26 protein-coding genes and 2 pseudogenes are annotated in these 21,190 nt (G+C 71.8%); 17 read left to right on the forward strand and 11 right to left on the reverse strand.

Annotated elements, in window-relative coordinates; genetic code table 11:
- From TR46_RS11620 to TR46_RS11635, 5 genes and pseudogenes are all read left to right on the forward strand, one after another.
- A pseudogene (locus tag TR46_RS11620) lies at positions 1-548 on the forward strand (hypothetical protein); the annotation flags it as partial.
- A gap of 79 nt (positions 549-627) precedes the next feature.
- On the forward strand, positions 628-1,329 hold the full coding sequence (locus tag TR46_RS11625) for an LmeA family phospholipid-binding protein (RefSeq protein ID WP_042398152.1): 702 nt from the start codon (positions 628-630) through the stop codon (positions 1,327-1,329).
- Between the two features lie 257 nt (positions 1,330-1,586).
- Entirely contained in the window at positions 1,587-1,667 is an 81-nt protein-coding gene (locus tag TR46_RS45310) for an Ms5788A family Cys-rich leader peptide (RefSeq protein WP_369405619.1), read from the forward strand.
- 175 nt (positions 1,668-1,842) lie between these two features.
- The gene (locus TR46_RS11630) at positions 1,843-2,682 is read left to right on the forward strand and encodes a sulfurtransferase (protein ID WP_042398155.1); all 840 of its coding nucleotides are present in this window, start codon (positions 1,843-1,845) and stop codon (positions 2,680-2,682) included.
- A 36-nt stretch (positions 2,683-2,718) separates the two neighbouring features.
- Positions 2,719-3,009, forward strand: a complete 291-nt coding sequence (locus TR46_RS11635; protein ID WP_030255809.1) for a DUF1416 domain-containing protein — start codon at positions 2,719-2,721, stop codon at positions 3,007-3,009.
- Positions 3,010-3,113: 104 nt separating this feature from the next.
- Here the strand turns inward: TR46_RS11635 and TR46_RS11640 are convergent, their stop codons facing one another.
- On the reverse strand, positions 3,114-3,476 hold the full coding sequence (locus tag TR46_RS11640; RefSeq protein WP_042398160.1) for a DsrE family protein: 363 nt from the start codon (positions 3,474-3,476) through the stop codon (positions 3,114-3,116).
- 204 nt (positions 3,477-3,680) lie between these two features.
- Here TR46_RS11640 and TR46_RS11645 point away from each other — a divergent pair, with 204 nt between their 5' ends.
- The 3 genes from TR46_RS11645 to ygfZ all read left to right on the forward strand — a co-directional run bounded on the left by TR46_RS11645 (position 3,681) and on the right by ygfZ (position 5,868).
- Complete coding sequence (locus TR46_RS11645) at positions 3,681-4,274, forward strand: heme-binding beta-barrel domain-containing protein (protein WP_042398163.1); 594 nt, start codon at positions 3,681-3,683, stop codon at positions 4,272-4,274.
- Positions 4,275-4,384: 110 nt separating this feature from the next.
- The gene (locus tag TR46_RS11650) at positions 4,385-4,831 is read left to right on the forward strand and encodes a Fur family transcriptional regulator (protein WP_042398502.1); all 447 of its coding nucleotides are present in this window, start codon (positions 4,385-4,387) and stop codon (positions 4,829-4,831) included.
- Positions 4,828-5,868 carry a CAF17-like 4Fe-4S cluster assembly/insertion protein YgfZ gene (gene ygfZ, locus TR46_RS11655; RefSeq protein WP_042398166.1) on the forward strand — a complete coding sequence of 347 codons (1,041 nt, stop codon included), beginning with the start codon at positions 4,828-4,830 and terminating at the stop codon, positions 5,866-5,868. The genes TR46_RS11650 and ygfZ overlap by 4 nt, the downstream gene beginning before the upstream one ends.
- 10 nt (positions 5,869-5,878) lie before the next feature.
- Here the strand turns inward: ygfZ and dtd are convergent, their stop codons facing one another.
- Positions 5,879-6,304: a D-aminoacyl-tRNA deacylase gene (gene dtd / locus TR46_RS11660; protein ID WP_042398169.1), complete on the reverse strand. Its 426-nt coding sequence runs from the start codon at positions 6,302-6,304 to the stop codon at positions 5,879-5,881.
- 246 nt (positions 6,305-6,550) lie between these two features.
- Between dtd and TR46_RS11665 the strand changes: the two genes are divergently transcribed.
- Positions 6,551-7,108, forward strand: coding sequence for an RsiG family protein (locus TR46_RS11665; protein ID WP_236655301.1), 558 nt, complete (start codon positions 6,551-6,553; stop codon positions 7,106-7,108).
- A 6-nt stretch (positions 7,109-7,114) separates the two neighbouring features.
- Entirely contained in the window at positions 7,115-8,104 is a 990-nt protein-coding gene (locus tag TR46_RS11670) for an asparaginase (protein ID WP_042398171.1), read from the forward strand.
- 126 nt (positions 8,105-8,230) lie between these two features.
- On the opposite strand, the gene TR46_RS11675 is transcribed toward TR46_RS11670, so the two are convergent.
- Both TR46_RS11675 and TR46_RS11680 read right to left on the reverse strand, forming a co-directional pair.
- Complete coding sequence (locus TR46_RS11675) at positions 8,231-8,782, reverse strand: type III secretion system chaperone family protein (protein ID WP_084718319.1); 552 nt, start codon at positions 8,780-8,782, stop codon at positions 8,231-8,233.
- 9 nt (positions 8,783-8,791) lie between these two features.
- Entirely contained in the window at positions 8,792-10,237 is a 1,446-nt protein-coding gene (locus TR46_RS11680) for a glycosyltransferase (RefSeq protein ID WP_042398174.1), read from the reverse strand.
- Between the two features lie 33 nt (positions 10,238-10,270).
- On the opposite strand from TR46_RS11680, the gene TR46_RS11685 reads away from it, so the two are divergent.
- Together TR46_RS11685 and TR46_RS11690 are read left to right on the forward strand one after the other, a co-directional pair.
- Positions 10,271-11,107: a class I SAM-dependent methyltransferase gene (locus tag TR46_RS11685; RefSeq protein WP_042398178.1), complete on the forward strand. Its 837-nt coding sequence runs from the start codon at positions 10,271-10,273 to the stop codon at positions 11,105-11,107.
- A 241-nt stretch (positions 11,108-11,348) separates the two neighbouring features.
- Complete coding sequence (locus TR46_RS11690) at positions 11,349-12,389, forward strand: C40 family peptidase (protein WP_042398180.1); 1,041 nt, start codon at positions 11,349-11,351, stop codon at positions 12,387-12,389.
- 129 nt (positions 12,390-12,518) lie between these two features.
- On the opposite strand, the gene TR46_RS11695 is transcribed toward TR46_RS11690, so the two are convergent.
- Positions 12,519-13,067: an O-acetyl-ADP-ribose deacetylase gene (locus tag TR46_RS11695; RefSeq protein WP_084718323.1), complete on the reverse strand. Its 549-nt coding sequence runs from the start codon at positions 13,065-13,067 to the stop codon at positions 12,519-12,521.
- A 251-nt stretch (positions 13,068-13,318) separates the two neighbouring features.
- On the opposite strand from TR46_RS11695, the gene TR46_RS11700 reads away from it, so the two are divergent.
- A complete protein-coding gene (locus TR46_RS11700) occupies positions 13,319-14,635 on the forward strand; it encodes a PP2C family protein-serine/threonine phosphatase (RefSeq protein ID WP_042398185.1) in 1,317 nt (438 codons plus the stop codon).
- Between the two features lie 78 nt (positions 14,636-14,713).
- Here the strand turns inward: TR46_RS11700 and TR46_RS11705 are convergent, their stop codons facing one another.
- The 3 genes from TR46_RS11705 to TR46_RS11715 form a co-directional block, all read right to left on the reverse strand.
- Positions 14,714-15,067, reverse strand: a complete 354-nt coding sequence (locus tag TR46_RS11705; RefSeq protein WP_042398510.1) for a DUF2516 family protein — start codon at positions 15,065-15,067, stop codon at positions 14,714-14,716.
- A gap of 186 nt (positions 15,068-15,253) precedes the next feature.
- A complete protein-coding gene (locus TR46_RS11710; RefSeq protein ID WP_042398188.1) occupies positions 15,254-15,835 on the reverse strand; it encodes a hypothetical protein in 582 nt (193 codons plus the stop codon).
- A complete protein-coding gene (locus TR46_RS11715; protein WP_042398190.1) occupies positions 15,822-16,286 on the reverse strand; it encodes a helix-turn-helix domain-containing protein in 465 nt (154 codons plus the stop codon). Before TR46_RS11715 ends, TR46_RS11710 begins: the two co-directional genes overlap by 14 nt.
- Before the next feature lie 214 nt (positions 16,287-16,500).
- Between TR46_RS11715 and TR46_RS11720 the strand changes: the two genes are divergently transcribed.
- From TR46_RS11720 to TR46_RS11730, 3 genes are all read left to right on the forward strand, one after another.
- A complete protein-coding gene (locus tag TR46_RS11720; RefSeq protein ID WP_042398192.1) occupies positions 16,501-17,274 on the forward strand; it encodes a maleylpyruvate isomerase family mycothiol-dependent enzyme in 774 nt (257 codons plus the stop codon).
- Positions 17,275-17,486: 212 nt separating this feature from the next.
- Positions 17,487-18,011, forward strand: coding sequence for a P-loop nucleotide/nucleoside kinase family protein (locus tag TR46_RS11725; RefSeq protein ID WP_042398513.1), 525 nt, complete (start codon positions 17,487-17,489; stop codon positions 18,009-18,011).
- A gap of 82 nt (positions 18,012-18,093) precedes the next feature.
- Positions 18,094-18,498 (forward strand): hypothetical protein, encoded by a 405-nt coding sequence (locus TR46_RS11730; protein WP_042398195.1) that lies wholly within the window; start codon positions 18,094-18,096, stop codon positions 18,496-18,498.
- A gap of 77 nt (positions 18,499-18,575) precedes the next feature.
- Here TR46_RS11730 and TR46_RS11735 read toward each other — a convergent pair whose 3' ends face one another.
- Positions 18,576-19,808, reverse strand: a complete 1,233-nt coding sequence (locus TR46_RS11735; RefSeq protein ID WP_042398199.1) for an RNA polymerase sigma factor — start codon at positions 19,806-19,808, stop codon at positions 18,576-18,578.
- The gene (locus TR46_RS11740; RefSeq protein ID WP_042398202.1) at positions 19,805-20,128 is read right to left on the reverse strand and encodes a YciI family protein; all 324 of its coding nucleotides are present in this window, start codon (positions 20,126-20,128) and stop codon (positions 19,805-19,807) included. Before TR46_RS11740 ends, TR46_RS11735 begins: the two co-directional genes overlap by 4 nt.
- 202 nt (positions 20,129-20,330) lie before the next feature.
- Between TR46_RS11740 and TR46_RS11745 the strand changes: the two are divergent.
- A pseudogene (locus TR46_RS11745) lies at positions 20,331-20,723 on the forward strand (virulence activator alpha C-terminal domain-containing protein); the annotation flags it as partial.
- 10 nt (positions 20,724-20,733) lie between these two features.
- Here the strand turns inward: TR46_RS11745 and TR46_RS11750 are convergent.
- Positions 20,734-21,156 (reverse strand): hypothetical protein, encoded by a 423-nt coding sequence (locus TR46_RS11750; protein WP_042398205.1) that lies wholly within the window; start codon positions 21,154-21,156, stop codon positions 20,734-20,736.
- Positions 21,157-21,190 lie beyond the last annotated feature (34 nt).

The raw sequence follows: 21,190 nt of genomic DNA on the forward strand, positions 1-21,190 counted from the left end.
CCGACGCCGGGATGCTCGCCGCCTCCGGCGGCACCGCGACGGCCGTGCTGGCGGGCACCCTCGGCGGGTTCTTCCTGCTGGTGCTGATCCTGCAGATCTTTCGGCCGAGCAACCCGGACGAGCGGTTCTACGCCCTGACCGTGAGCGCCTCGGCGACCGTGATGACGGTCCTCGCGGGCTGCCTGCTGGCGGCCGGCGGCATCAGCCACCACGGCTGGTCCGCCGGCGCGGTGGTCGTCGTCGGCGCGCTGTCCGCCGCCGTCGCCACCGTGGTCTCCGCGCTGCCGATGCTGCCCGTCAGAACGGCCTTCGGCTCCGGCGCGTTCGCCGGGCTGCTGGTCGGCGCGCTGCTGGGCGCCACCACCGGCCTCGGCGCGGTCGGGGGAGTGCTGCTCGGCCTGGCCGGGGGCGCGTGTGCCCTGGTCGGTCGCAGGGTCGCGGCGTACGACTTCCCGTCCCGCTTCGTGCACCTGACGGCGGGAGTCGCCGTGCCGTTGGCCTGCGCGGCCCCGGCGGTCTTCCTGGTGGGCCACCTGCTCGCGGGGTAGGCGCCGGTCGGGCGGCCCGCGCGGAACCGCGGGCCGCCCGACCGCTGTCTCCGTCAGCATCCGTCCGAGGGAGAAATTCATGCGCGCCGCGCGCCGACTGCTGATCGTCCTGATCGTCCTCGCCGCCCTGTTCGTCGCGGCCGACAGGATCACCCTGCACATAGCCGAGAGCCAGGCCGCGAGCAAGATCCAGACCGAACGGAAACTGCCCCAGAAGCCGAAGGTCAGCATCGAGGGCTTCCCCTTCCTGACCCAGCTCGCTTCCAAGAAGTTCGACGAGATCAAGCTGAGCGCCCCCGAGCTGACCGTGAACGACGGCAAGGGCGGCCCGGACATCCAGCTGCAGAACTTCCGCATCGACGCCAAGAACGTCAAGGTCACCGGCGACTACAGCGGGATCGTCGCAGGCAGTGGCACCGGCACCGCCCGGATCTCCTACGCGGACCTCTCCGCCGCCCTGCCCAACAAGGTCACCGTCGGCTACGGCGGCGCCCCGGGGAAGGTCAAGGTCTCCGGCACGTTCGACGTCCCGGTCCTGGGGGCGCAGCAGGTCTCCGGCACCGCCGACATCAGCGTGGTGGACGGCAACGGCATCAGCCTGAACAACATCAGCGGGATCAGCGGTGTGGACCCCACCGTCGCGTCCCTGGTCTCGTCCTTCCTCCAGCCCAAGCTGCAGCTGGCCGGCCTGCCCAGCGGACTCCGACTGGACACGGTGCAGCCGGGTCCCGACGGAATCGACGTCACGGTCTCCGGCACCGACGTCTCGCTCGGCAACTGAGCCCCGAGGGCATCCCGACCGCACCCCGCCCGCCACCCGGACCCCACCCCGGCGGCAGCCGCCGTCCCGATCCGCGAGACGCGCCGTCCATCACCGTCTCGCGGATCGGTAGGACACCCCTCCCGGCGCCCCCTCGGCCCCCGCCCGGAACCGGCCCACCGGGCCCCCGCAATCCCCAGTATCGCCATCCGGACCATTTCATCCCACTATTCAAGACACCGATGACAGGGCGCTCTCCGTTCCCTAGCATCGAACCCATGAAGCGACAGGCGGATCTCACGAAGCGGCGGGCGGTAGACCTGTGCCGCGTGGCCGCCTGCCTCTGTCGAATGCGCTGACAGGGCGCCACTCGTCCGTCCAGGACGGTTCCGCCCGCAGGCTGCGGGGCTCGCTGAGCCCCCATCGCGTACATCTCGCAGACCACTGCCGCGCCGTCCCACGATCCGGACTCCCCTTCGGACGCATGTTCGCGCGGCCTCGCTCTTCCGCAACTGCCCCGGATGGAGAATCCCCATGAGCCGCAGTGACGTCCTGGTAAGCGCCGACTGGGTCCAGGACCACCTGGACGACCCGAAGGTCGTCGTCGTCGAGGTCGACGAGGACACCGCCGCGTACGACAAGAACCACATCCGCAACGCCGTCCGGATCGACTGGAAGAAGGACCTCCAGGACCCGGTCCGCCGCGACTTCGTGGACCAGGCCGGCTTCGAGGCGCTGCTGTCCGCCAAGGGCATCGCCAACGACGACACCGTCGTCCTCTACGGCGGCAACAACAACTGGTTCGCCTCCTACGCCTTCTGGTACTTCAAGCTGTACGGCCACGGCGACGTCCGCCTGCTGGACGGCGGCCGCAAGAAGTGGGAGCTCGACTCCCGCGACCTGGTCGACGGCTCCGCGGTCCCCGAGCGCGCCGCCACCGAGTACAAGGCCCAGGCCCAGGACTCGTCGATCCGCGCCTTCCGTGACGACGTCGTCGCCGCGATCGGCGTCCAGAACCTGGTCGACGTCCGCTCGCCCGACGAGTTCTCCGGCCGCCTGCTCGCCCCCGCGCACCTTCCGCAGGAGCAGTCGCAGCGCCCCGGCCACGTCCCGAGCGCCCGCAACATCCCGTGGTCCAAGAACGCCAACGACGACGGCACCTTCAAGTCGGACGAGGAGCTGAAGGCCCTCTACGAGGCCGAGAACGTCGACCTCTCGAAGGACACCATCGCCTACTGCCGCATCGGCGAGCGCTCCGCGCTCACCTGGTTCGTGCTGCACCAGCTGCTCGGCCAGACCAACGTCAAGAACTACGACGGTTCCTGGACCGAGTACGGCAGCCTCGTCGGCGTGCCGATCGAGCTCGGCAACTGAGCAACAGCCCGGCAACCGAGCAGAAGGAGTAGAGACATGTGTGGAGCGAAGGCCGGCGGCCCCGATCTGGCAGGAGTTGACGTGGCGAGCGAGACCATCATCCAGGGTTCGGTGACCCGCGACGGCGAGCCCGTCAACGGCTACGTCCGCCTGCTCGACGAGGGCGGCGAGTTCACCGCGGAGGTCCCGACCTCCGCGACCGGGCAGTTCCGCTTCTTCGCCGCCCCCGGCACCTGGACGCTCCGCGCCCTCGTGCCCGGCGCGACCGTGGACCGCGTGGTCGCCGCCCAGCAGGGCGCGGTCGCCGAGGTGGCCATCGCCGTCTGACGGCACCCGTACGAACCCGAGGCCCCGCGCCCAGCGCGGGGCCTCGGCCTTGTTCTGTCCTCAGGGGCGCGGGGAACTGCCCGAAACGGACGCAGAGCCCTCGCTCAATACACCAGCGCCTGCACCTCGTCCCCCATCACCTCGCTCACGAACACCTGCGCGCCGGCGATCCGGACCCCCTCCAGCACGTCGGCGGAGCCGATCCCCCGCCGGGCCGCGCACTGCGTGCACAGGGTGACAGCCCCCCCGCCCAGCACCGCGTCCAGCAGCTCCGGCAGCGGCGCCGCATGGGGAAGCTCGAACTCCGCCGCCCGCCCCGGCAGCGCGAACCACGCGGACTCCCCGGTGAGCCACAGCGACACCTCCACCCCGCTCGCCACGGCGACCGCCGCAACCGTGAACGCCTGCGAGCACCGCTCCGGCGCGTCCGCTCCCGCGGTGACCTTGATGACCAGCTTCTTCGACATGACGCCACCCTATGAGGCGGGGCTCACCACGAGCCTCCGACGCCCGGCGACTAGAATCGGCGGGAGACCCTTCCCCTCCCCCGAGGAGCACGCGCGTGTCCAGCCTTGAGTACTTCTTCGACGGCCTGCTGATCGTCATCGCCCTCGCCGTCGTCTGGTTCACCGTGTTCTCGGTGAAGAAGCTCTACCAGGGCCAGCGCTGACATGGTCGCCAAGATCGAGGTCCCGTCCGGCCTGCACCAGGACGTCGTCTCCCTGGCCTTCCTGCTCGGCACCTGGGAGGGGGCCGGGGTGCACGACTTCCCCGGGGCGGAGAAGTGCAACTTCGGCCAGGAGGTCGTGTTCCGCCACGACGGCAGGGCGTTCCTGGAGTACCGCTCCCGCAGCTGGGTGCTGGACGCCGAGGGCAACAAGGTGCGTCCGCTGGAGAGCGAGACCGGTTTCTGGCGGGTCACCAGCAACCAGCACGGCACCAGCGGCGCCCGCGAGGTCCAGTTCTCCTCGGTCCGCGACGACGGCACCGTGGAGATCTGGTACGGCGAGCTGGCCGACGGCAAGCCGCAGATCGAGCTGGCCACCGACGCGGTCGCCCGGATCGAGGGCGCGGCCCCGTACAGCGGCGGCAAGCGGCTGTACGGCCTGGTCAACGGCGAGCTGATGTGGGTGGGCGAGAAGTCCGCCCCCGAGGTGCCGCTGCGTCCCTACATGTCGGGCCAGCTCAAGAAGGTGCTGAACCCGGCGCAGCTGGTCCAGGACGTCTCCGACCTCCCCGACGACGGGATCGCCTTCTTCCGCTGACCTGTCGGTTCCGACCGGACGGATCCGTCCGCCCTGCTCCCGCACCCCCATAGACTCGGGGGTGCGCGGGTTTACGGGTGTGCAGGTTCGGCGTGCAGAGGGGCGACGTGGTGAGCGGCATCGACTGGCAGGCGGATCTGAGAGCGCGCGGGTACCGGCTCACCCCGCAGCGCCAGCTGGTGCTGCAGGCCGTCGACAGCCTGGGCCACGCCACGCCCGACGACGTCCTCACCGAGGTCCGCCGCACCGCGACCGGCGTCAACATCTCCACGGTCTACCGCACGCTGGACCTGCTGGAGGAGCTCGGACTGGTCTCGCACGCCCACCTCGGCCACGGCGCGCCCACCTACCACCTCGCCGACCGGCACCAGCACATGCACCTGGTCTGCCGGGACTGCGAGAAGGTCACCGAGACCGAGGTGGCGATCGCGGCGCCGTTCGTGGAATCCCTGAGGGCCACGCACGGTTTTGAAACCGATATGAAGCACTTCGCCATCTTCGGCCGCTGCGCCGACTGCTGCCGCAAGACCGGCCCGACCGAGGACGCTGACCAGTGACGACCACGCAGACCACACCCGCCAGTCCGCTGCTGACCACCGTCCGTGGCGCCGTCGCCGGGGACGGCGTGGACGCGCCGGTCGCCGCACACTACGGGGAGCTGTCCCGGGAGCAGCGCGAACTGGTCGCGGGCCGGGGCTTCGTCGACCTCTCGCACCGGGGCGTGGTGACCGTCAGCGGTCCGGACCGGCTGAGCTGGCTGCACCTGCTGCTGACCCAGCACGTCAGCGAGCTGCCGCCGCAGCAGGCGACCGAGGCGCTGATCCTCTCCCCGCACGGGCACATCGAGCACGCGCTCTACCTGGTCGACGACGGCGCCACCACCTGGATGCACGTCGAGCCGGGGACCCAGGGCGAGCTGGTGGCCTACCTGGAGAAGATGAAGTTCTTCAACCAGGTCGAGATCACCGATGCCACCGCCGACTACGCCGTGGTCTTCCTCCCGGCCGGCTCCGCCCGCCCGTCGCCCACCACCACCCCTGACGGCGGCGCTTCGCGCCACACCTCTCTTGCCGCAGAGGGCGCCGCGGCCGTCCGTGAACTCCCGTACGGCCGCGACCTGTTCCTGCCGCGTGCCCAACTCCTGGCCCTGGCCGCGGGCTTCGGCTCGCCGTCCGGGCTGTGGGCCTACGAGGCGCTGCGGATCGAGGCGCACCGGCCGCGGCTGGGCTTCGAGACCGACCACCGCACCATCCCGCACGAGCTGGGCTGGCTGGAGACCGCCGTCCACCTGCAGAAGGGCTGCTACCGGGGCCAGGAGACGGTGGCGCGGGTGCACAACCTGGGCCGTCCGCCGCGCCGCCTGGTCTTCCTGCACCTGGACGGCAGCATGGAGGCGCTGCCGCCGCACGGCACCGAGGTCCGGTCGGCCGCGGACGGCGCCGAAGGCCGTCCGGTCGGCTTCGTCACCTCCTCGGCGCGGCACCACGAGCTCGGCCCGGTGGCGCTGGCGCTGGTGAAGCGCAACACCCCGGTGGACGCCCCGCTGCTGGCCGGCACCGTGCCGGCGACCCAGGAGGTCGTCGTCCCGCAGTAGCGGCGGTGGCTCAGAACTCCAGCAGCATCGTGAACGGGCCGTCGTTCACCAGCGAGACCTTCATGTCCGCCCCGAACCGGCCGGTCGCCACGGTCGCGCCCAGCGCCCGCAGCTGCGCCACCACCTCGTCCACCAGCGGCTCGGCGACCGGCCCGGGCGCGGCGGCGTTCCAGGTGGGGCGGCGGCCCTTGCGGGCGTCCCCGTAGAGGGTGAACTGACTGATCACCAGCAGCGGTGCGTCCAGGTCGGAGCAGGACTTCTCGCCCTCCAGCACCCGGATCGACCACAGCTTCCGGGCCAGCAGCGCCGCCTGCTCGGCGGTGTCCTCGTGGGTCACGCCGACCAGGACGCACAGCCCCGGGCCGAGGATGGAGCCCACCACCTCCCCGTCGACGGTCACCTTCGCTTCGGTCACGACCTGAGCCACAGCACGCATGGCCCCATTCTGGTGCAGTCGCCGGCTGCTCCGACCAGGGGGCTTGTGCGGGCAGTCCGCGCGCCCCCACCGAGCCGTCGGCAGGGGCGTTGCGCAGGGAATATGCACCGGTCGTATGAGCCACCTGAATTCGCCAGGGGGTCCGTTGCGGCCGATTGGGTGCAGCTCGCCTGCACTGGGCAGGTAGGGAGTGGGAGCATGCGGGCTGGACGTGCGGGCTGTGTGCGCGGGACGGACGATTTCGGGATGGCGAGTGTGGTGGGCGACAGGTACGACCAGGGGACGGATCGCATCCCGACGCGGGAGCGGGGGTTCGACTCGTTCGGGGGCCTCGGGTTGGAGGAGCTGCGGACACTGCGCCGGCAGGCCCAGGAGGACGAGGCCGACCTCTCCTACCTCCGCCGGCTGCTGCACGGCCGGGTGGACATCCTGCGCGCCGAACTGACCCGCCGCAGCGGGCGGACGGTGGCCGCGGACACCCTCCTGGAGCAACTGGCCGTGATCCTCACGGACCTGCCCTCCCAGGTCCGCAACTCGGCCCGGCACCTCACCCTGAACACCCCGCGCAGCGAGGAGTTCCAGGCGCTGGCCGACGAACTCATGGACGACGTGGCCCTCGCCGACCTGGAGTCGCAGTCGGACGCGGCGCTCCAGGCCGCCTGCATCAGGCTGACCGCCCATGAGCGGATGCTCTCCGGCCGCCGCCAGGGGCTGCAGCGCACGGTGGACGGTTGCAGTGCGGAGATCACCCGCAGGTACCGTGAGGGGGAAGCGCGCGTCGACGATCTGCTCTCCGGAGGCTGAACCACCATGACCACCCAGGCCACCCCGGTCGTACCGCAGTCCGCCGTCCCCGAACCGGCCGTGCTGGCCGAGGTGGTCCGCTCCGGCTTCACCGAGGGCCGGCACCGCGGCTCGCTGGTGGTGCTGGCCGCCGACGGCTCGGTCGACTTCGCCCTGGGCGTCCCGGAGCTGCCGGTCTTCCCGCGCTCCAGCAACAAGCCGATGCAGGCGGCGGCGATCCTGCGCACCGGTCTCCGGCTGGACGGCGAGCTGTTGGCGCTGACGGCCGCCAGCCACTCCGCGGAATCGTTTCACCTGGACGGTGTCCGCAAGATCCTGGCCGGTGCCGGGCTGACCGAGCAGGCGCTGCGGACCCCGCCCTCGCTGCCGCTGGACCCGGTCGAGTCGGAGGACTGGATCCGCTCCGGCGGCCACCCTGAGCCGATCCTGATGGACTGCTCCGGCAAGCACGCCGCGATGCTGGCCACCTGCGTGGCCAACGGCTGGGACACCGACTCCTACCTCGCCCTGGAGCACCCGGTCCAGCAGGAGGCGCTGGCCACCGTGCAGCAGCTCAGCGGCGAGCAGGTGACCGCGATAGGCACCGACGGCTGCGGCGCGCCGCTGATGGCGGTCAGCCTCACCGGCCTGGCCCGCGCCTTCCGCGCCATCGTCCTGGCCGACCCCGGCACACCCGAGCGCCGGGTAGCCGACGCGATGCGGGCCCACCCCGAGTACGTGGCGGGAACCCGCCGCATCGACACCTGGCTGATGCGCGGCATACCCGGGGCGATGGCCAAGATGGGCGCCGAGGCGGTCCAGGCGGTGGCCCTCGCCGACGGCCGGGCCCTGGCCTTCAAGATCGAGGACGGCGGGTACCGGGCGGTGGGCCCGGTCCTGGCCGCGGCGCTGCGGCGGATGGGCGTCACCGCCGCGGGGGACGCCCTCGGCCGCATCGCCTCAGCCCCGCTCTACGGTGGCGGCCACCCGGTCGGCGAGGTCCGTGCCGCGTTCTGACGGCCGTCGGCGGTCGGCGGTCGGCTGCGGACCGTAGGGGGCTGGGCGCGCAGTTCCCCGCGCCCCCTATGTAGGTGCAACCGGCTCAGTTGCAGACCCTCAGGGGGCGCGCGACAAAGCCGAGGATCAGGACTCGCCAGGACGGTCCGCCCCGGTCAGCCGACTGAAGGCGGCCAGGTTGCGGGTGGACTCCCCGCGGCTGGTGCGCCACTCCCACTCGCGCCGGATCGCGGAGGCGAACCCCAGCTCCAGCAGGGTGTTGAAGGGCTCGTCCGCGTGGGTCAGCACCGCGCCCAGCAGCCGGTCCACCTCCTCCCCGGTCACCGCGGCCAGCGGCAGCCGGCCGGCCAGGTAGACGTCGCCGAGCTTGTCGATCGCGTACGCGACCCCGTACAGCCGGGTGTTGCGCTCCAGCAGCCAGCGGTAGAAGGCCTCGTGGTTCTCGTCGGGGTGGCGGACCACGAAGGCGTTGACGCTCAGGGTGTGCTCGCCGATCCGCAGTGAGCAGGTGGTGGACAGCTTCCGGGTGCCCGGCAGCGTGGCCACGCAGGTGTAGGGGTCGCCGGAGGGCTGCTCCCAGGCCACTCCGGCGTCGTCCAGTGCCGTCCGCAGTACGTCCAGTGCCCGCGCGCGGGCACTGTCCTTGTCCGTGCCGTCGATGCCCTCGATGCCGCTCATGCCCCGACGTTACCGCGCGGTACCCATCGCCTCGCGGTAGACCTCGATCGTCTCGGCCGCGGCGCCGGTCCAGCCGAAGTTGGCGGCGTGGCAGGCGGCGGCCGCGCCCATCCGCAGGCCCAGCGCGGGGGCGTCGACCAGGTGCTGCAGCTTGTGGGCCCACTCGCGCGGGTCGTGGCCCTGGACCAGGAAGCCGGTCTCGCCGTCCCGCACGGCCACCGGCAGTCCGCCGACCGAGGCGGCGACCACCGGCGTGCCGCAGGCCTGGGCCTCCAGGGCGACCAGTCCGAAGGACTCGCTGTAGGAGGGCATCACCAGGGCGCTGGCGGCGCGGTACCAGTCGGCGAGCTCGGCCTGGCCGACCGGCGGCCGGAACCGGACCACGTCGGAGATGCCGAGCTGGGCGGCGAGCTTGTGCAGGCTCTCCGGGCGGGCCAGGCCGCTGCCGCTGGGGCCGCCGACCACCGGGACCACCAGCCGCTCGCGCAGCGAGGGGTCCCGCTCCAGCAGTTCGGCCACCGCCTTCAGCAGCACGTCGGGGGCCTTCAGCGGCTGGATCCGCCCGGCGAACAGCAGCACCGTGGCGTCCACCGGCAGACCCAGCCTGGCCCGGATCTCCGCCCGCGCGGCCGCTGTCGTACGGGGGTCGGCGTGGGCGTGCGATCCGGGGGCGGTGGCCGTGCAGGTATGGTCCAACGCGTCGCCGACCGTGCCCACGGGCGTCGCCGTGGCGGGCCGGAAGACCTCCAGGTTCACCCCGGGGTGCACCACCGAGAGCTGGTCCGAGCGGGCGCCGTAGTGCACGGCCAGCTCGTTGGCCTCCTCGGTGGTGTTGGCGATGAGGCGGTCGGCCGCTTCCACCACCTGGCTCTCGCCGATGATCCGGGCGGGCGGCTCGGGGGTGTCGCCGAGGGCGAGCGCGGCGTTCTTGACCTTGGCCATGGTGTGCATGGTGTGCACCAGCGGCACGCCCCAGCGCTCCGCGGCCAGCCAGCCCACCTGTCCGGAGAGCCAGTAGTGCGAGTGGACCAGGTCGTAGTAGCCGGGCCGGTAACCGGCCTCGGCACGGAGCACCCCGTGGGTGAAGGCGCAGAGCTGCGCCGGCAGGTCCTCCTTCACCAGCCCCTCGAACGGGCCGGCCGTGACATGCCGGACCAGCACGCCGGGTGCCAGTTCCACGGTGGGCGGCAGGTCGGAAGCGGTGGCCCGGGTGAATATCTCCACCTCGACGCCCAGATCGGCGAGCCGTTTGGAGAGCTCGACGATATAGACGTTCATCCCCCCTGCGTCGCCCGTTCCCGGCTGGTGCAGCGGGGAGGTGTGCACGCTCAGCATTGCCACGCGGGCAGGGCGCAGGGTCACCGCTCGTCCTTTCGCTCCGGCTCCGGCCGCAGCGCGACCCGTCAACAGTGGGGGAACAGAATCCGGGGCCCGCTGATTCCCAGCACCGGGCATCCGTGCAGAACAGGGCCGCGTACGCTGCCTGACATGCGTGTACGTACAGCGGGCGGCCGGACCGCACGTCCGGTGGGGGCGGTGACCCGGGGGACCACCAATCCCAACCGCCTACGCCGTATGGACCGCTGGATCGCGGCCGAGCTGGCCCCCGCCCTGCGCGGCGCGGACGCGCCCCCGGTCGCGGTCGACCTCGGCTACGGCGCCGCCCCCTGGACCGCGGTGGAGCTGCGCAGCAGGCTGGCGGCGGTACGGGCGGACGTCCGGGTGGTCGGCATCGAGATCGAACCGGACCGGGTCGCCGTTGCCCAGCGTTACGCGGACCCGCCGAAGCTCACCTTCCGGCGCGGCGGTTTCGAGGTCCCGCTGGACGGTCCAGCGGGATCGGGAGCCGGGGGAGCGCTGCTGATCCGGGCCGCGAACGTGCTGCGCCAGTACGACGAGGCCCAGGTGGCGGACGCCTGGGCGCTGCTGCGGGGCCGGCTGGCGCCGGGCGGGCTGCTGGTCGAGGGCACCTGCGACGAGATCGGCCGCCGCCACGTCTGGGTGGCCCTGGACCGCGAGGGCCCGCGCACGGTGACCTTCGCGGCCCGCCTCGGCGGCCTGGACCGGCCGTCCGACCTGGCCGAACGGCTGCCCAAGGCGCTGATCCACCGCAATGTTCCGGGCGAGCCGGTGCACGCCTTCCTCCGCGACCTCGACCGCGCGTGGGCCGCGGCCGCGCCCTACGCGGACTTCGGCGCGAGACAGCGCTGGATCGCCGCCGCCCGTGCGGTTTCGGCCGACTGGCCGGTGGTGGGGGGCGCTCGGCGCTGGCGGCTCGGGGAGTTGACGCTCCGCTGGGACGCGGTGGCGCCGAGGGAGCGGTAGGTCGTCCGGCTGCGGCGTGTGCCTGGTTTGTCGCGCACGCAGTAGATCAAGCAGAGCCCCGAGCCCCGGGCAGGTGCAACTGGCCCAGTTGCAGACCCCTGGGGGCGCGGGGAACTGCGCGCCAAACCCGCTACGGCCCGCACCCGAAAACTCAAGAGGACCCGATTGCCCCTACCGCTTTCCCGCGTCCCATGTCACGATCCAACAGTTCCTGACGAACCGTCAGATCCGGAGGCGCGCCATGCCGCGCAAGCGTCCCCTGCTGGTCCTCGCCGTCTGCGCCCTCACCGCCGCCTCCCCCGTGGCCCCGGCCGCCTTCGCCGCGCCCACGCGTCCCGCTCCCGTCACGGCAACCAAGGTCGCGGAGGTACAGCAGCAACTCTCGGCGCTCTACCGGAGGGCCGAATCCGCCACCGCCGCCTACGACACCGCCACCCAGGCGGTGCACACCGAGGCCCTGCAGGTCGCCGCCGTCGCCAGGGGCATCGAGACCACGCAGGGCCAGGTCACCGCCCTGACCTCGATGATCGACCAGGTCGCGGCCGCCTCCTACCGCGACGGCGGCCTCCCGCCGAGCGTGCGGCTGCTGCTGTCCGCGGACCCGGAGGGCTACCTCGCCTCGATCCCGCTCGCCGACCGGGCCGACGCGTCCGCCGCCGACCTGGTCGCCGCCCTGCGCACCTCCCAGTCGCAACTCACCGCCTACGGCAACGAAGCCGACACGTATCTGCGGCGCCTGGCCGCCGACCAGGCCGCGGCGGCAGCCGCCGTGCGGACCATCCGGTCCGAGCTGGCAGCCGCCACGACCCTGCTGGCCTCCCTCAGGGCCGCCCAACTCGCCCAGCTCCAGCAGGCGCAGGCCGCCACCGCCTTCGCCGCCCAGCGGAGCTGGCGCGCCACGCTGACCACGGCCGACCTGTCCCGCCCCGGCACCGCCCACAGCTATACGGCGATCGACTACGCCGCCGCGCAGATCGGCCACCCCTACGTCTGGGGCGGCACCGGGCCGGTCGGGTACGACTGCTCCGGGCTCACCATGAGGGCCTGGCAGGCGGCCGGCCGTTCGATTCCGCGGACCTCGCAGCAGCAGTGGGCCCAACTGCCCCATGTCCCGGTGGCCCAACTGCGCCCCGGTGATCTGATCATCTACTTCCCCGACGCCAGCCATGTGGCGCTCTATGTGGGCGACGGCGAGATCATCCAGGCCCCGCACCCGGGCGCGGACGTCGAGTTGTCGGCGGCCGGCTCGATGCCGATCCTGGGAGTGGTCAGGCCGGACTAGCGGCCCGGGCGTGACCTGCGTAGCAGGCTGCACGAACCACTTTCACTCGAACGAGTTATCGAATATTTATGGCGTGTTGACGTCCCCTCAGGCCACCATGGAGCCATGCCCCAAGCCCGGTCCCGTGCGTCACTGGCTCAACTCCCGGCGCACGGACTCGAACACCTCGAACGCCTCAGCCCCGAACAGCACGAACCGCACCTCGACCAGCCGGCTGGCCGGCTCCCCGGACTCCCGGGCCCGCGCGCCTTCCAGCACCGTCCGCAGCGCGATCCGCGCGGCGTCCCGGGTCGGCCAGCCGTACACCCCGGTGGAGACGGCGGGGAACGCCACCGTCCGTGCGCCCAACTCGTCCGCGACGCGCAGCGATTCGCGATAGCAGGAGGCCAGCAGGTCGGCCCGGCCCGGATCCTGCGCCGCATACACCGGGCCGACGGTGTGGATCACCCACTGCGCCGGCAGCCGTCCGGCCGTGGTCGCGACGGCCTGGCCGGTCGGCAGCCCCTTGCCGTAGTGCGACGCCCGCAGCTCCCGGCAGGCCGCCAGGATCTGCGGCCCGCCCTTCCGATGGATCGCCCCGTCGACTCCTCCGCCACCCAACAGCGACGAGTTGGCGGCGTTCACCACCGCGTCCACCGACTGCTCGGTGATATCACCCTGAACCGACGTGATCTCCATCACGCACCCCTCTCGATCGTCCGCACGCTATCGCCCCAAGCCCGGTGCGGGCTCCGGGATTTCCATCGTCCCAACAGCCCCGCCGCAGGCCACAGGCACCGTGCGGCACTCCGCCGACAGGCCGGTCCGGTGTGCGAAGGGCCTGTGGAGATCACGTTAGGGTCACGGGAACACAGCAGGTTCGTGGTGTCTTATGGGCACTGGATCCACCGTCCAACCGTTGCACAGCCAGGGAGAGGGAGGTATCGCTGATGCCCGCGATCGAACGCGCGCACGACCCGCAGTCGAGCACGGCCAGTCCGCGGCCGATACCGCGCCCGCGCCCTGCCACCGTGCCCGTCGCGACGCCGCCCGCGCCCGCCGCGACCCCCGCCGGCGGCGTCCTCTCCGTGCTGCTCATCGACGACAGTCCGGAGGACGCCGAGGCGTTCCACAACCTGCTCGCCGAAGTCGGCCCCGAGGTGGAGCTCCGCTGGGCCCGCACCCTGGACACCGGCACGGCCATGCTCAACGCCGACACCGCCTGCGTGCTGCTCGACCTCGAACTCCCGGACAGCGGCGGTCTGGACGGCCTGCGCCGGCTGCTCCGCCGAGCGCCGCGCACCGCGGTGCTCGCCGTCACCAGCACCGCCGATGTGCACCTGGGCGCCGCCGCAGTCGCGGCCGGCGCCCAGGACTTCCTGGTCAAGCAGGAGATCGACGGCCGGCTGCTGACCCGCGCGGTCCGCTACGCCGTCGAGCGCAAGCGGGCGGACGAGTCCCAGCGCCGACTGGTCGAGGCGGAGCTGCGCGGCCAGGAGAACGCCCGGCTGCAGCGGCATCTGCTGCCCACCCCGCTGCTGGAGGGCTCGGGCCTGGCCTTCCACGCCCGCTACCGCCCCGGTCGGCGCCGCGCGCTGCTCGGCGGCGACTTCTACGACGCGGTCCGCACCGCCGACGGCACGGTCCATGTGGTCATCGGCGACGTCTGCGGCCACGGCCCCGACGAGGCCGCGCTCGGAGTCGCGCTCAGGATCGCCTGGCGCACCCTGGTCTTCGCCGGGCTCCAGGGCGAGGCCCTGCTCGGCACGCTCCAGCGGGTGCTGGAGCACGAGCGCCGCAGCGAGGAGATCTTCGCGACGCTGTGCATGCTCGCCATCGAACCCGAGAGCGAGTACGCCGAGCTGCACCTCGCCGGGCACCCGGCGCCGCTGCTGCTGCGCGACGACCGCGACCCCGAGCTGCTCCCGTACGACTTCGGCGGCCCGGCCCTGGGCCTGCTGCCGATGCTCGGCGACACCGGCGAGGAGCAGTGGCCGCCGCGCAAGGTCAGGCTGGGCGCGGAGTGGGGGCTGATGCTCTACACCGACGGCCTGATCGAGGGCCGGATAGGTGCGGGGACGCGCCGACTCGGCCAGGAGGGGCTGATCGCGATGATCGGCGACCACCAGGAGAGCGGTCTGCGGGACGAACTGCTGATCGACACGGCCATGTCCGAGGTCGAGGACCTCAACGGCGGCGCGCTCGCCGACGACGTCGCCGTCCTGCTGCTCACCCGCGGCGGCAGCGCGCCCGTCACGTACGTGTAGCCGGAAACGTAACGGGATCCGGTGGCCGGCCCGGGGCGAAAGCCGCCGGGCCGGCCACCGGCCGTTCCCAGGCCGTTCTCACCAGGGCCCGTAAGGCCCCATGTTGCTCCGGTCGTCCTTGCGGCCGCCCAGACGCTTGCCGCCGCGCCGCTGCGGCGCGATCGCCTTGATCCGCGGGCGGACGTCCACCATGTAGACGATGGCCGCGACCAGGCCGATCAGGCTGAGCATCTGGCCCAGGCCGGGCACCGAGAAGATGCTCACCGCCACCGCCAGGCCCAGCACGATCAGCCAGAACGGCTTGGTCTGCTTGTCCACGGCCCGGTAGGCGTCCTCGCGCCGGAAGGCGGCGTCGATGAAGACGAACACCTTGAACGCGAGCAGGGCGAGCATCAGCCAGCCCAGCACATTGCTGAACCAGTCAACCAGGATGCCGCCAGCCAGTTCGACCATCACATCTCCTTAGCCCCCGCACAGTCCTGCCATCGTCCCACGGGGCTGCCCCCACTGGACTGAACGAGAGGGACACGCCGGGGGTGCCCGGCGCGTCCCTCTCGTTCACCACTGTCCTGACTGTCCTGCCCCGCCGTCCGGCTGTCCCGCGGTTGAGGCGGGGGGTCAGGCCTTGGGCGTGTTCTTCCGGGGCGTGGTCCGCTTGGCGGCCGGCTTGGCCGGGGCCTCGGGCTCCGGCTCCACCGCGGCGGCGACGTCCGTGGCCTTGTCGGCCGCGGTCCCGGCGACCTGGTCCACCTCGGCCGCGAAGGCGTCGGCCTTGGACTCCGCCTTGCCGGCGATGCCCACGAGCTCGTCCGCGGTCTCCTTGCGCTGGCGGTCCACGACGACCTTGCCGCGCTCGGCCAGCTCGTCGTACACCTCCCGCGCCTTGACGGCCAGCTCGGCGGCCCGGCCGACCGACTGCAGGGCCAGGTCCTGCGCCCGCTCCTGCAGCGACTTGAAGTCGCTGGGCAGGCCGGACACGGTCTCGCTGACCTTGGCCTGGGCCTCGGTCAGCCGCGTCTGGGCCTCCTTCAGCCGGGTCGCGGCCTGCTCCTGCACCACCTTGCGGTCGGTGGCGGCAAGGGTCGCCGCCTTCTCCGGAACCTCGCGCAGCTTCTCCACCGCGAGGTCGCCGGCGCCCGCGAGGGCGTAGAGCGGGGTCGGGTCCGAAAGCGTCTTGCGCAGATCGTCAGTGATGGGCATGGGAGTTCCTCCCCTGGTCGGGATCTTCCTGGGTCCTGCCGGCACGTGTCGCCGGCTCCGCCTCAGCGGCCTCGTCGGCACCGTCGGCCGATTCGGCCTCGCCCGCGTGGGCGTTCTCCTTGAGGAAGGAGTCGTAGACGGCGAGCAGCACCTGCTTCTGCCGCTCGTTGATCAGTGAGTCCGCGAAGATCGCGGCCCTGAGCTCCAGGCCGGCCTCCTCGCGCTCGTCGAGGATCCCCGCCTGCACGTACAGCGTCTCCGCCGAGATCCGCAGCGCCTTGGCGATCTGCTGCAGAATCTCGGCACTCGGCTTCCGCAACCCGCGCTCGATCTGACTGAGGTACGGGTTGGACACCCCGGCAGCGTCGGCCAGCTGACGCAGCGAATACTGCGCATGCCGCCGCTGCTCCCGGATGTACTCGCCGAGCGAGCCAACGTTCAGTGAGGCCATGTCTCCACCTTGCACCCCGCTGCTAACTATTGCAAGCACATCGCTTGCAACTGTGACCCGTGTCGCCCGGGGGCACCTGCGGCTGACTGTCGCCGACGTCGTTGATCGGAATCTCAGGACCCGCTTCGGCGCGCCGGAGCTCCGCCCGGACGTCGACGCGTCCGCCCGACAAATTCGCTACCCGGCGGTCGGAACGCCGTGATACACAACCGACGTGCAAAACATCTTGGAGTTCCCCGAGGTCCTGCGGCTGATCGAAGACCGCTCGGCCGCGTTCCGCGCCGCGATCGCGTCCGCCCCCGACCTTGACGTCCAGGTCCCGACCTGCTCGGACTGGACGCTGCGCGACCTGGCCCAGCACCTCGGCGACGGCCGCCGCCGCCAGGCCGCCATCGTCGCGGCGGGCCCGGGCGCCGAGCCCCCGGCGAGGACGGACCCGAAGGGCGCCCCGACCGCGCCCCGCGGCCGCGAAGCCCTGGACGCCTGGCTCGCCGAGTCGACCGAGCTCATGCTCGACGCGCTGCGCGAGGCCGGCCCGGACCGTGGCTGCTGGACCTGGTGGGGCCGCTCGCAGGCTCCGGAGACCAGCGGCGCCGTGGCCCGGCACCAGATCCAGGAGATCGCCGTCCACACCTACGACGCCCAGCTCACCCAGGGAGCCGCACAGCCGCTGCCGACGGACGTCGCGGTCGAGGGCGTCGACGAGTTCCTGACGACCGTCGCGGCGACGGCCGTCCCCTGGCCGTTCAAGCCGGCGACCATCGACCTGCACGCGGCCGAGGGCCGCTCCTGGCGCCTGACCCTCAACGCCGACGGCGTCCGCTCCGACGACCTCGCCGCCGAAGCGGAGCCGGGCGACATGGTGATGCGAGGCGCAGCGAGCGAACTGGTCCTCTACTTCTACGACCGCCTCCCGCTCGACGCCCTGGAGACCACCGGCGACACCGAGCCGATGGAGCAGCTCGCAGACTGGGACCCGAACGCGTAAAACGCGCACCTGTGACGCATCTGACGGTGGTGCGCGGGCTCCTGCGAGCGCCGCCGGGCCCCGGGGCTGCGGACATCGCGCGGCGGGTGCGGTTCTCGGCGTCCCGGCGTCACCCGCCCCCGAGACGTCCCGGCAAGCGCTCGCAGGTCCCGGTCCGGCGGAGACGGAGAAAGAAGTTGTCCTCCACGTCGTTTTCCATGGACGATCCGGGTGTGACCACGTTGTTTCTGACAGTCGGCCTGCCCGGGGCCGGAAAGACCACAAGAGCCCGACAACTGGCCACGGAGCACAGCGCACTCCGGCTGACGCCCGACGAGTGGATGATTCCGCTGTTCGGCGAGCCGATGGCAGACGGGAAGCGCGATGTCCTGGAAGGACGGCTGCTCTCGCTTGCCCTGGAGGCGCTGAGGCTCGGAACCAACGTGGTCCTGGATTTCGGCTGCTGGTCTCGTGACGAGAGGTCCTCGATCCGCTGGTTGGCGAAGTCTGTGGGCGCGTCCTGTCTCCTCGTCTACCTGCCGGTGGATCATGAGACCCAACGCGCCCGGATCGCCCATCGCCAAACGACCACTCCGGATCAGACCTTCCCGATGAGCGAGGCGGACCTCTTGCTCTGGAGGACGCTGTTCGAGGTGCCCGACGCTGCAGAACTCGAAGGCCGTCAGATTGACGGTCCGCCTCCTGGATGGTCGGGGTGGCTGCAATGGGCCACCGAGCGATGGCCATCGTTCGCGTGACGGTCCGGCTCGACCCCGGTGCGGTCACACCGCTCCAACTCGAATACTTGGACTCGGTGGTGTGACGAGTGGAGGCGGACCGTTGGGCCAGGCATTGTTCGTGAGGTTCCAGGGCACATCCGCGAATGCACGCGGTCACTTCCCCGGTGTCTTCGCGCTGGCCAACGGTCTTGGTCGAGCCGGCGTGCTGAGCGAGGAGGAACACCGGTTCTGGCGGTCCGGCAACGATTGGTACAACGCCAACTTCACCAACCCATCGACGGTGGATCCCACTGTCTTTGACCGTGACGTTCATCCCGGGGCGGCGTCCTGGTTCAAGAGCACGGCTGGGGAGGTCCTTGACCGGGTGGACGGTTATCTCGACATCCTGGCCGCGCACGGGGTGCCATGTGAGCGGGTGGAGTCCTCGGCCCCGGGACGGGTCATCTATGAGGACAGCGAACAGGTCGTCGTAGTGCCCTGGGAGACCGGCCGCAACGGAGCCTGAGCCGGAAAAGCGGCTTGGTTGCCCAGGGGCGGCCATGCCACAGTGCCGGACTGTGGACTTCCGTCGTCGACCGCGCGTCAGCCGAGTTGGTCGCGGCGGCGGGTCAGGTAGGCGGTCTCGGCCGTGTTGCCCGCCAGTTCGATGGCCTTGTCGTAGGCCGCGCGCGACTCCTGACTGCGGCCCGACCGGCACAGCAGGTCGGCGCGGGTCGCCTGGTAGGCGTGGTAGGCGGACAGGCTGTCGTCGAGACGGTCGACGGCCGCCAGCGCCACTTCGGGGCCGTCGATCTCGGCGACCGCGATGGCCCGGTTGAGGGCGACGATCGGCGAGGGGTCGAGACGGACCAGCTGGTCGTAGAGGGCGACCACCTGCGACCAGTCGGTGTCGCGCACGTCGCGGGCGGAGGTGTGCACGGCGTTGATCGCCGCCAGGATCTGGTACCGGCCCGGGGCCGCCCCGGCGGCCAACCGCTCGCGCACCAGCCGATGGCCTTCGGCGATCAGCGCCGTGTCCCAGGCCCCGCGGTCCTGTTCGGCCAGGGAGACCAGTTCGCCGCTGACCGAGACCCGGGCCGTACGGCGGGCCTCGGTCAGGAGCATCAGCGCCAGCAACCCGGCCGCCTCGCCGTCCTGCGGCAGCAGGGCGCGGATCAGCCGGGTGAGCCGGATCGCCTCGGCGGTCAGGTCGTGGCGTACGGGATCGGTGTCGGGGCCGGTCGCCAGGTAGCCCTCGTTGAAGACGAGGAACAGGACGGCGAGCACACCGGAGACCCGGGCCGGGAGATCCTGCTCCGACGGCACCCGGTAGGGGATGCGAGCCGCCTTGATCTTGGCCTTCGCCCGGGTGATCCGCTGCCCCATGGCGCTCTCGGCCACCAGGAAGGCGCGGGCGATCTCGGGCATGGTCAGACCGGCGACCATGCGCAGCGTCAGAGCCACGCGGGCTTCCATGGCCAGGGCCGGGTGACAGCAGGTGAAGACCAGCCGGAGCCGGTCGTCGTCGACGGCGCCCACAGGCTCGGGCGGGTCGTCGTGGTACGCCATCCGAGCCTCCTTGTGCTTGTCGTCGCGCTTGCTCTCGCGCCGGATCCGGTCGATGGCCTTGCGGGTGGCTGTGGTGGTCAGCCAGCCGCCCGGGTTGGGCGGGACACCGCCGGCCGGCCAGTGCTCGACGGCGGTCGCGAACGCCTCGGCCGTCGCCTCCTCGGCGATGTCGAGGTCGCCGAAGCGCCTGGCCAGGGCGGCGACCACGCGCGCCCACTCCTGGTGGTGGGCCCGCGTGACCGCCTCCCGGACGTCGACCGTGCTCACAGGAACGGCCGCACCTCGGTCTTCCGGTTGCAGGCCTTCGACCCCTCGGCGGCCAGCTTGAGCGCTACGTCGAGGTCGGCGGCCTCGATGATCCAGAATCCGGCGAGGAACTCCTTCGACTCCACGTACGGACCGTCGGTGAACATCGGCTCACCACCCCGGTTGTCGATCACGGTGGCGGTGTCGGGCGCTCCGAGGCCGCCGGCGAAGACCCAGTGGCCCTCGGCGACGAGCCGGGCGTTGAACACATCGATCGCGGCGTCCTCCTCCGGGGTGGCCAGGCCGGGCTGGTCGAAGATCACGGAAACCAGGTACTGCATCTCGGGTCATCTCCTGTGCTTCGGGGCACCCGTCGTGGGCGCCCGCTCACCCCTCCTACGAACGCTTCCGCCCCGATCCGACACCGCCTCCCGGATCTGGTCCGAGGAGTTTCCGGTACGCCCGATTGTCGGCGGTCCGACTCGCCGGAGCCATAGGTCACAGGGTGTCAGTTGCCGACCAGGGCTGGGGCCAGACCGTCGGCGGGACGCCCGTCCCAACAAGCGGCTCTTCCAGGTCACCACTGCCGGGTCGGCCGAGCTGGAACGGTTCGCGGCGGCTGCCGCCAAGCCCTCGTTCATCCGCGACGACCTGTCGGTCAAGGTGCAGACGGCGGACCATGTCGACACCGGGACGCTGATCGCCCAGCTCACCGAGCGGGCCGAGTTCGCCGAGGCCAAGATCGGGCTGTTCGAGGAGCTGTTGGCGAAGATGCGCGGCGACCGGGGCGAGGAGGAGTCCCTACGCCACAGTGAACGGATCGGCCCCTACCTCACCTGTCACCGCGGCCTCGCCTTCGAACAGGGCAACCGCGACTGGTGCCGCCGCGCCGTCACCGTCCTGCGCGAACGCCAGGAGGACCGTACCCGGCCCTGACCACCGCCGACTACTCGGGCGCGGCCCCGGGCGGGGCCCCGGGCGCGGCCCCGCCGTGCGAGAGCAGCCGGCGCCGGCGCGGCCGCTCGGTGACCAGAGTGGCGGCAGCGAGCAGACTGGTCAGCACCGCCGCCCAGACGGGCCAGGCCACCCACGACGACACCACGGCCGCCGCCAGCTGCAGCAGCACCAGCAGCACGGTGCCCCAACCCGGGACGGCGACGATCACCTTGGCCTTGTCGCCCGGTGTGGCGAGCACCGTGGGCAGCCCGATCAGCACCACCACCGAGAGTGCGGCAAGCAGCCAGGAGCGATCGGCCAGCGCCCAGGGGGTCGCCACCCAGGCGATCAGCTCCGTCGCGAAGCGCAGCACGGACGGAACCCGGTCGTCAGGCGCCGCCGAGGCGGAGTCTGCTGAAAGCGCGTCAGTCACGAGGCGACAGTCTCACGGCCGCCGCCGACCTCGC

It is taken from the genome of Streptacidiphilus carbonis (assembly GCF_000787775.1).
Taxonomy (GTDB): domain Bacteria; phylum Actinomycetota; class Actinomycetes; order Streptomycetales; family Streptomycetaceae; genus Streptacidiphilus; species Streptacidiphilus carbonis.